Source organism: Myxococcus faecalis (assembly GCF_050039385.1).
GTDB classification, from domain to species: domain Bacteria; phylum Myxococcota; class Myxococcia; order Myxococcales; family Myxococcaceae; genus Myxococcus; species Myxococcus fulvus.
Genome location: NZ_CP144336.1, coordinates 10,283,603 through 10,290,164, shown reverse-complemented (window position 1 = coordinate 10,290,164; position 6,562 = coordinate 10,283,603). Strand labels below are relative to the sequence as shown.

General features: G+C 68.7%; 4 protein-coding genes. 2 read left to right on the top strand and 2 right to left on the bottom strand.

All coding sequences use genetic code 11. From position 1 onward, the window contains the following. Positions 1-152: 152 nt before the first annotated feature. On the bottom strand, positions 153-2,453 hold the full coding sequence (locus VZQ01_RS41005) for a TIGR02266 family protein (RefSeq protein WP_223748983.1): 2,301 nt from the start codon (positions 2,451-2,453) through the stop codon (positions 153-155). Positions 2,454-2,628: 175 nt separating this feature from the next. On the opposite strand from VZQ01_RS41005, the gene guaB reads away from it, so the two are divergent. Next, a complete protein-coding gene (gene guaB, locus VZQ01_RS41000; RefSeq protein ID WP_141324073.1) occupies positions 2,629-4,086 on the top strand; it encodes an IMP dehydrogenase in 1,458 nt (485 codons plus the stop codon). A gap of 94 nt (positions 4,087-4,180) precedes the next feature. Here guaB and VZQ01_RS40995 read toward each other — a convergent pair whose 3' ends face one another. Next, positions 4,181-4,813 carry a hypothetical protein gene (locus VZQ01_RS40995; protein WP_223748984.1) on the bottom strand — a complete coding sequence of 211 codons (633 nt, stop codon included), beginning with the start codon at positions 4,811-4,813 and terminating at the stop codon, positions 4,181-4,183. A gap of 85 nt (positions 4,814-4,898) precedes the next feature. On the opposite strand from VZQ01_RS40995, the gene guaA reads away from it, so the two are divergent. After that, positions 4,899-6,452, top strand: a complete 1,554-nt coding sequence (gene guaA, locus VZQ01_RS40990) for a glutamine-hydrolyzing GMP synthase (protein WP_223748985.1) — start codon at positions 4,899-4,901, stop codon at positions 6,450-6,452. Positions 6,453-6,562: the final 110 nt, after the last annotated feature.

Here is a 6,562-nt window from a genome sequence, read left to right as displayed (position 1 = left end):
GGGGTGTGGGGCTCGTCGGGGCTGTTTTCGGCCGGCGGCTTAATAACAGGCGAGCCCGACAATCGCGGCCCACAACGACTACCCACATGCAGCTTCATTAGCGGTGTGAAAGTGGAGCACGGGCTGATCCACTCTCAGCATGAAATCGCGCTTCAGGCGCGACCGAACAAGCCCTTCAGCCACTTCATGAAGCCACGCTGCCGCGGCGGGCTGACGAGCGCAGGTACCGCTGGAGCGGCGGTTTGCTGCGCGGCTGTCGGACGCGCCGCAGGCGTGCGATTCACCGCAGGCGTGGATGCCGGGGGCTTCATCGGCACCGGATTGACGACGCGCGCACCGGACGTGCTCGTGGTGCGCGCGGAGGGTGCGGTGGGTTGAGGCGGTACATTCGCCGCCGCACTCTCCGTGTCGAGCTGTGCGAGCCGGGCCTTCACCGCCTCCGGTGTGTCCTTCGTGGAGAACGTGCTCGTGACCTCGCGCCCACTCGAGGACTCGCGCGCGGTCACCTTGAGGAGCGACTCGTTGTTGACCTCGAAGGTCACCGTCACCTGCACCGCGCCGCGAGGCAGCTTGGGCAGGCCGGCGAGCTTGAGCGTGCCCAGGTACTCATTGTCGGACGCTCGTTCAGAGTCGCCCTGGAACACGGTGAGCTCCAGCTCCGTCTGGCCGTCACGGTGCGTGGACAGCGTGTAGCTCTTGGTGGAGGGCAGCGACGTGTTGCGCTCCAGCACGGGCTTGAAGCGCCCGCCGGGCAGCCCCACGCCGATGGCCATGGGCAGCACGTCGATGAGCACCACGCCCTCGAGCTGTCCCAGGCTGTGCGCCAGGAGCGCCGCGCCCAGCGCCACGGCCTCGTCCGGGTGGACGCCCTTGCTCGGAGCCTTGCCGAAGAAGCGGGTGATCTTCTCGTGCACCAGCGGGAAGCGGCTCTGGCCTCCCACGAGGATGACCTCGTCGATGTCCTTGGGCCCCAGGTTCTTCGCCTTGAGCACCTCGTCGCAGACCTTCACCGTCCGGTCGACGAGCCCCTCCGTCAGCTCCACCAGCTTCTGCCGGGTGAGCGTGACGTCCAGGTCGTAGGGCTTGTCGTCGATCATCGTGACGAAGGCCACATGCACCCGCATCTCCGAACGCTCGGACAGCGCGCACTTGGCCCGCTCCGCCGCGTCGTTGATGCGCTGGAGCGCCACGCGGTCTCCCTGGAACGTGCGGCCCGTCTTCTTCTGGAACTCCTCCAGCAGGTACGTGACGATGGCGTTGTCGAAGTCGATGCCGCCCAGGAACGTGTCGCCGCCGGTGGAGATGACCTCGTAGACGTTGTCGGCCAGCTCCAGCACGGACGCGTCGAAGGTGCCGCCGCCCAGGTCGTAGACCAGCACGCGCTGGTTGAGCTTGCGCCCGTACCCGTACGCGAGCGCCGCCGCGGTGGGCTCGTTCAGGATGCGCTCGACGTAGAGGCCCGCGAGCTTGCCGGCCTCCCGCACCGCGTGGCGCTGGTTGTCGTTGTAGTACGCGGGCACCGTGACGACGGCGCGCGAGACGGGCTGGCCCAACTGGTTCTGCGCCACCTCGCGCACCTCGCGCAGGATGAGCGCGGAGATCTGCTGCAGCGAGTAGACCTTGTCGGACAGCTTCACGCCCGCATCGCCGTTGGCGCCGGCGGTGATCTCGTAGTGGAACTTGTCCTTGATGTTCTCGACGATGGCCGAGTCGTACGCGCGGCCCACCAGCCGCTTGGCGCCGTACACCGTCTGTCGAGGGTTGGTGAGCATCTGCCCCTTCGCGGGGTGGCCCACCACCAGCTTGCCGCGCGTGTTGACGGCGATGATGGAGGGCACCGTGTTGTGCCCCTCACGACTGTTGAGCACGCCCGGCTTGCCGTTGCGCACATACGCGGCGCAGGAGTTCGTCGTCCCCAGGTCGATGCCGATGACCACGCCCGCGCGCTTGGGCTCCTGCGTGCTCAGGTCCAGCGCCTCGTCCGACATCATCGTCACGGGCGCGGCGGCCACCGGAGCGCTGGCGGCCTGCTGCTGGGTCACCACCTGCGGGTTGGCCTTCTCCGCCGGAGGTGGGACGGTGTAGTCCGGGGCCCCGACACCCGAGGGGACGGGGGGGACGTCCGACTGGGCGTGGGGCAGGGCGGCGACCGCGGAGTCGAGGAAGCGGCGCGTTTGCGGGTCCAACGACAGGAAGCGCAGGCCCATGCCGGCCACGCCCTGGCCTCCCTGTCCGGTGACGAAGTGGACCACGGCCTGGGCGTGGATCAACCGCTCGCCGCTGGCCAACCGCAGGTCCAGGGTGACGGCCGTGCCGGGCGGCTTCACCGCGCGGGCGCGCAGATAGATGCCACCGCGCGTGACGTTGCCGCCGTACTTCGCCAGGAACTCCTCTGGCGTCGCGAATGGCAGCTTCACGACCAACCCGACCGCCGCCTGATTCGATTCCGTCAAAGCCCGGTTCCTGAGACGTGAGTGGAAAGTCCGGTCGGATTATCGCTTGAAGTGCGAGTGAACGGGCGTCAAAAAGTCCGCCCTTCCAGGTTGCGTGGCGGCAACGTACCTCGTATGGAACCGCACCCGCAGGGCGCTGGTGCCTCGCGGGCCCCATGCCCCGGGAGCGCCGCCCATGTTGAACCCCGAGATCCGGCTCGCACTCACCTTCGATGATGTCCTCCTGGTGCCCGCCGAAAGTTCGGTTGTCCCCAAGGACACCGACCTGACGACCCGCCTCACCCGCAACCTCCGGCTGAACATCCCGCTGTTGTCGGCGGCGATGGACACCGTGACGGAGGCCCGGACCGCCATCGCGATGGCGCAGGAGGGCGGCATCGGGGTCATCCACAAGAACATGACGCCCGAGCAGCAGGCGCTCGAGGTGCTCAAGGTCAAGAAGTTCGAGAGCGGCATGGTGGTGGACCCCGTCACCATCGACCCAGAGGCCCCGCTGGGCCGCGCCCTGGAGCTGATGCGCCAGCACGGCGTGTCCGGCATCCCCGTGGTGAAGGGCAAGCGCCTGGTGGGCATCGTCACCAGCCGCGACGTGCGCTTCGAGACCAACCTCACCCAGAAGGTCGAGGCCATGATGACGCGCAAGCTCGTCACCGGCCGCGAGGGCATCAGCCAGGGTGACGCGCAGAAGCTCCTGCACGAGCACCGCATCGAGAAGCTGCTCGTCGTCAACGACGACTTCGAGCTGCGCGGCCTCATCACCATCAAGGACATCGAGAAGCGCCGCACGCACCCCAACGCGGCCAAGGACGCCAAGGGCCGGCTGCTCTGCGCCGCCGCCGTGGGCGTGTCCCCGGACCGCGAGGCGCGCATCGACGCGCTGGTGAAGGCGGGCGTGGACGTCATCGTGGTGGACACCGCGCACGGGCACTCCAAGGGCGTGGTGGATGGCGTGCGCGACACGCGCAAGAACTTCAAGGGCTTCGAGCTCATCGCCGGCAACGTCGCGACGGCCGAGGCCACGCGCGCGCTCATCCAGGCGGGCGTGGACGCGGTGAAGGTGGGCATCGGCCCCGGCTCCATCTGCACCACGCGCGTGGTGGCCGGCGTGGGCGTGCCGCAGGTGACGGCGGTGGATGACTGCTGCCGCGAAGCGGACAAGCACGACATCCCCATCATCTCCGATGGCGGCATCAAGTACTCGGGCGACATCGTGAAGGCGCTGGCGGCCGGAGCGAGCACGGTGATGATCGGATCGCTCTTCGCGGGCACCGAGGAGGCCCCGGGCGACGTCATCCTGTACCAGGGCCGCAGCTACAAGAGCTACCGCGGCATGGGCAGCCTGGGCGCGATGAAGCAGGGCGCCAAGGACCGCTACTTCCAGTCGGACGTGGACGCGGTGAAGCTGGTCCCCGAGGGCATCGAGGGCCGCGTGCCGTACAAGGGCACGCTCGCCATGAACGTGCACCAGATGCTGGGCGGCATCCGCAGCGGCATGGGCTACGTGGGCTGCGGCACCATCGAGGAGCTGCGCAAGAACGCCACCTTCGTGCGGATCACCTCGGCCGGGCTCAAGGAGAGCCACGTGCACGACGTCATCATCACCGAGGAAGCGCCCAACTACCGCGTGGAGTAGGCCTCCCCGCGGGGAAACGAAAAGAGGGCCCGCGCCAGGAGGCACGGACCCTCGAAGGGAGCCAGCCCCTCAGGAGCCGGCTCGGACGGCCTGGCTACTTGCGGCCCTTGCGGCCACCGCCGCTGGGCTCCTCGGCGGGCGACGCGGCGGAGATCTTCTTCTCCGCGTTGGCCACCCGGCCCAGCAGCGAGTCCTTGTCATCCGGCTCCAGCGCCTCGATGGCCTGGCGCAGGGTGCCGAAGTCCAGGCGGGCGATGGTGACGGCGTTGCCGCCCTTGATCTCCTGCACGGTGGGCACCTCGACCAGCTCCCGCACGTAGGTCTCGAACTCGATGCGGATGTCGGCCGTCTGCTGGATGCAGTTGTCCTTGGCGTTGACGAACTGCTGGCTGCCCTCGCGGTAGCTCAGGTCCGGGTTGCGGTTCATCGCCTCCTCGAAGGTGGCGGTGCGCTTGCGCAGCGAGCCGTACAGCTCGATGTAGTCCACCAGCCGGTCCGTCTCGGGCCGGTTGACGTTGCGGGCCTTGACCAGCGCGTCGTTGGTGTCGTCACAGGTGAGCTTCTGGAGCTCGGCGACCCCTGGCGTGTCCTTCACCGCCATGTTCTGGGTCTCGCGGTCGAGCCGCTCGTCAGAGGAGATTTCCTTCACGCATCCAGTGGCGGAGAGGAACAAGAGGGTCGCAGCAGTGGAAGCGGACAGGCGGCGGAGCATCCGGACCTCGAACACTTGAGGGGACTTGGGCGTTGCTTTCCGGAAGTTTGTAGCGATAAGGGCCCCCAGCCGTCAACGACGCCCCCTTGGAGAAACTCCGGTGGACCTGCACGCCGAGAAGATCCTGATCCTCGATTTCGGGAGTCAGTACACCCAGCTCATCGCCCGCCGGGTCCGTGAGCTGGGCGTTTATTGTGAAATCCACCGCCCGGACCTGCCGGCCGAGGACATCCGCCGCTTCGCCCCCCGAGGCATCATCCTCTCGGGAGGCCCGGCGTCCGTGGAGGCGCCCGGCTCCCCCCGGTGCGACCCGTTCGTCTTCGAGGCGGGCGTGCCCGTGCTCGGCATCTGCTACGGCCTGCAGCTCACGGCCAAGCTGCTGGGCGGCCGCGTGGACCGGGGCGCCCACCGCGAGTTCGGCAACGCGGAGGTGGAGGTGCTGGCCCCCCGCGGCCCCTTCTCGGAGTTCCGTCCGGGAGACCGCGTCCAGGTGTGGATGAGCCACGGAGACCGGGTGGAGGAGCTGCCCCCGGGCTTCGAGGCGATCGGTCGCAGCGGCAACTCGCCCTTCGCGGCGGCGGCCCACCAGAGCAAGCCCTTCTACGGCCTCCAGTTCCACCCCGAGGTGGTGCACACCCCGCAGGGCAAGGCCATGCTGCGCGCCTTCCTCTTCAACGACTGCAAGGTGTCCGGCTCGTGGACGATGAAGGGCTTCATCGACGAGGCGGTGGCCACCATCCGCAAGCAGGTGGGTGAGCACGGCCGGGTCATCTGCGCCCTGTCGGGTGGCGTGGACAGCTCCGTGGCGGCGCTGCTCCTGCACCGCGCCATCGGCCCCCGGCTGCAGTGCATCTTCGTGGACAACGGGGTGCTCCGGCAGGGCGAGCGGGCCCAGGTGGAGGCGCTCTTCGTGGACCGCTTCCACGTCCCGCTGAAGACGGTGGACGCGCGGGCCCGGTTCCTGGACGCGCTGGCCGGGGTGACGGACCCGGAGAAGAAGCGGAAGATCATCGGCCGCGAGTTCATCGCCGTGTTCGAGGAGGCCTCGCGCGACATCCAGGACGCGGAGTTCCTGGCCCAGGGCACGCTGTACCCGGACGTCATCGAGTCCGTCTCGTACAAGGGCCCGTCCGTCACCATCAAGAGCCACCACAACGTGGGCGGCCTGCCGGAGACGATGAAGCTCAAGCTGGTGGAGCCGCTGCGCGAGCTGTTCAAGGACGAGGTCCGCGCGCTGGGTCGCGAGCTGGGGCTGCCCGAGGAGATGGTGTCCCGTCAGCCGTTCCCCGGTCCGGGCCTGGCCATCCGCGTGCTGGGCGAAGTGACGGAGGCCCGCCTGGAGCTGGTGCGCCGCGCGGACGCCATCGTCCAGGAGGAGATTCGCGCCGCGGGGCTCTACAAGGAGGTGTGGCAGGCCTTCGCCGTGCTGCTGCCGGTGCAGAGCGTGGGCGTCATGGGCGACGAGCGCACCTACGAGTCCACCTGCGTGCTGCGCGCCGTCACCAGCGTGGACGGCATGACGGCGGACTGGGCGCGGCTGCCGTACCCGGTCATCGAGCGCATCTCCACGCGCATCACCAACGAGGTGCGCGGCATCAACCGCGTCGCCTACGACGTGTCCTCCAAGCCCCCCGCCACCATCGAGTGGGAGTGAGCGGGGCAGGGCGGGACGCGCGACCGGCGGGCCCCGATACCCGCTGAAGAAAACGAAAGAGGCTGCCTGGCGTGGATGCCCAGGCAGCCTCTTCTTGCTTCAGGGACCGG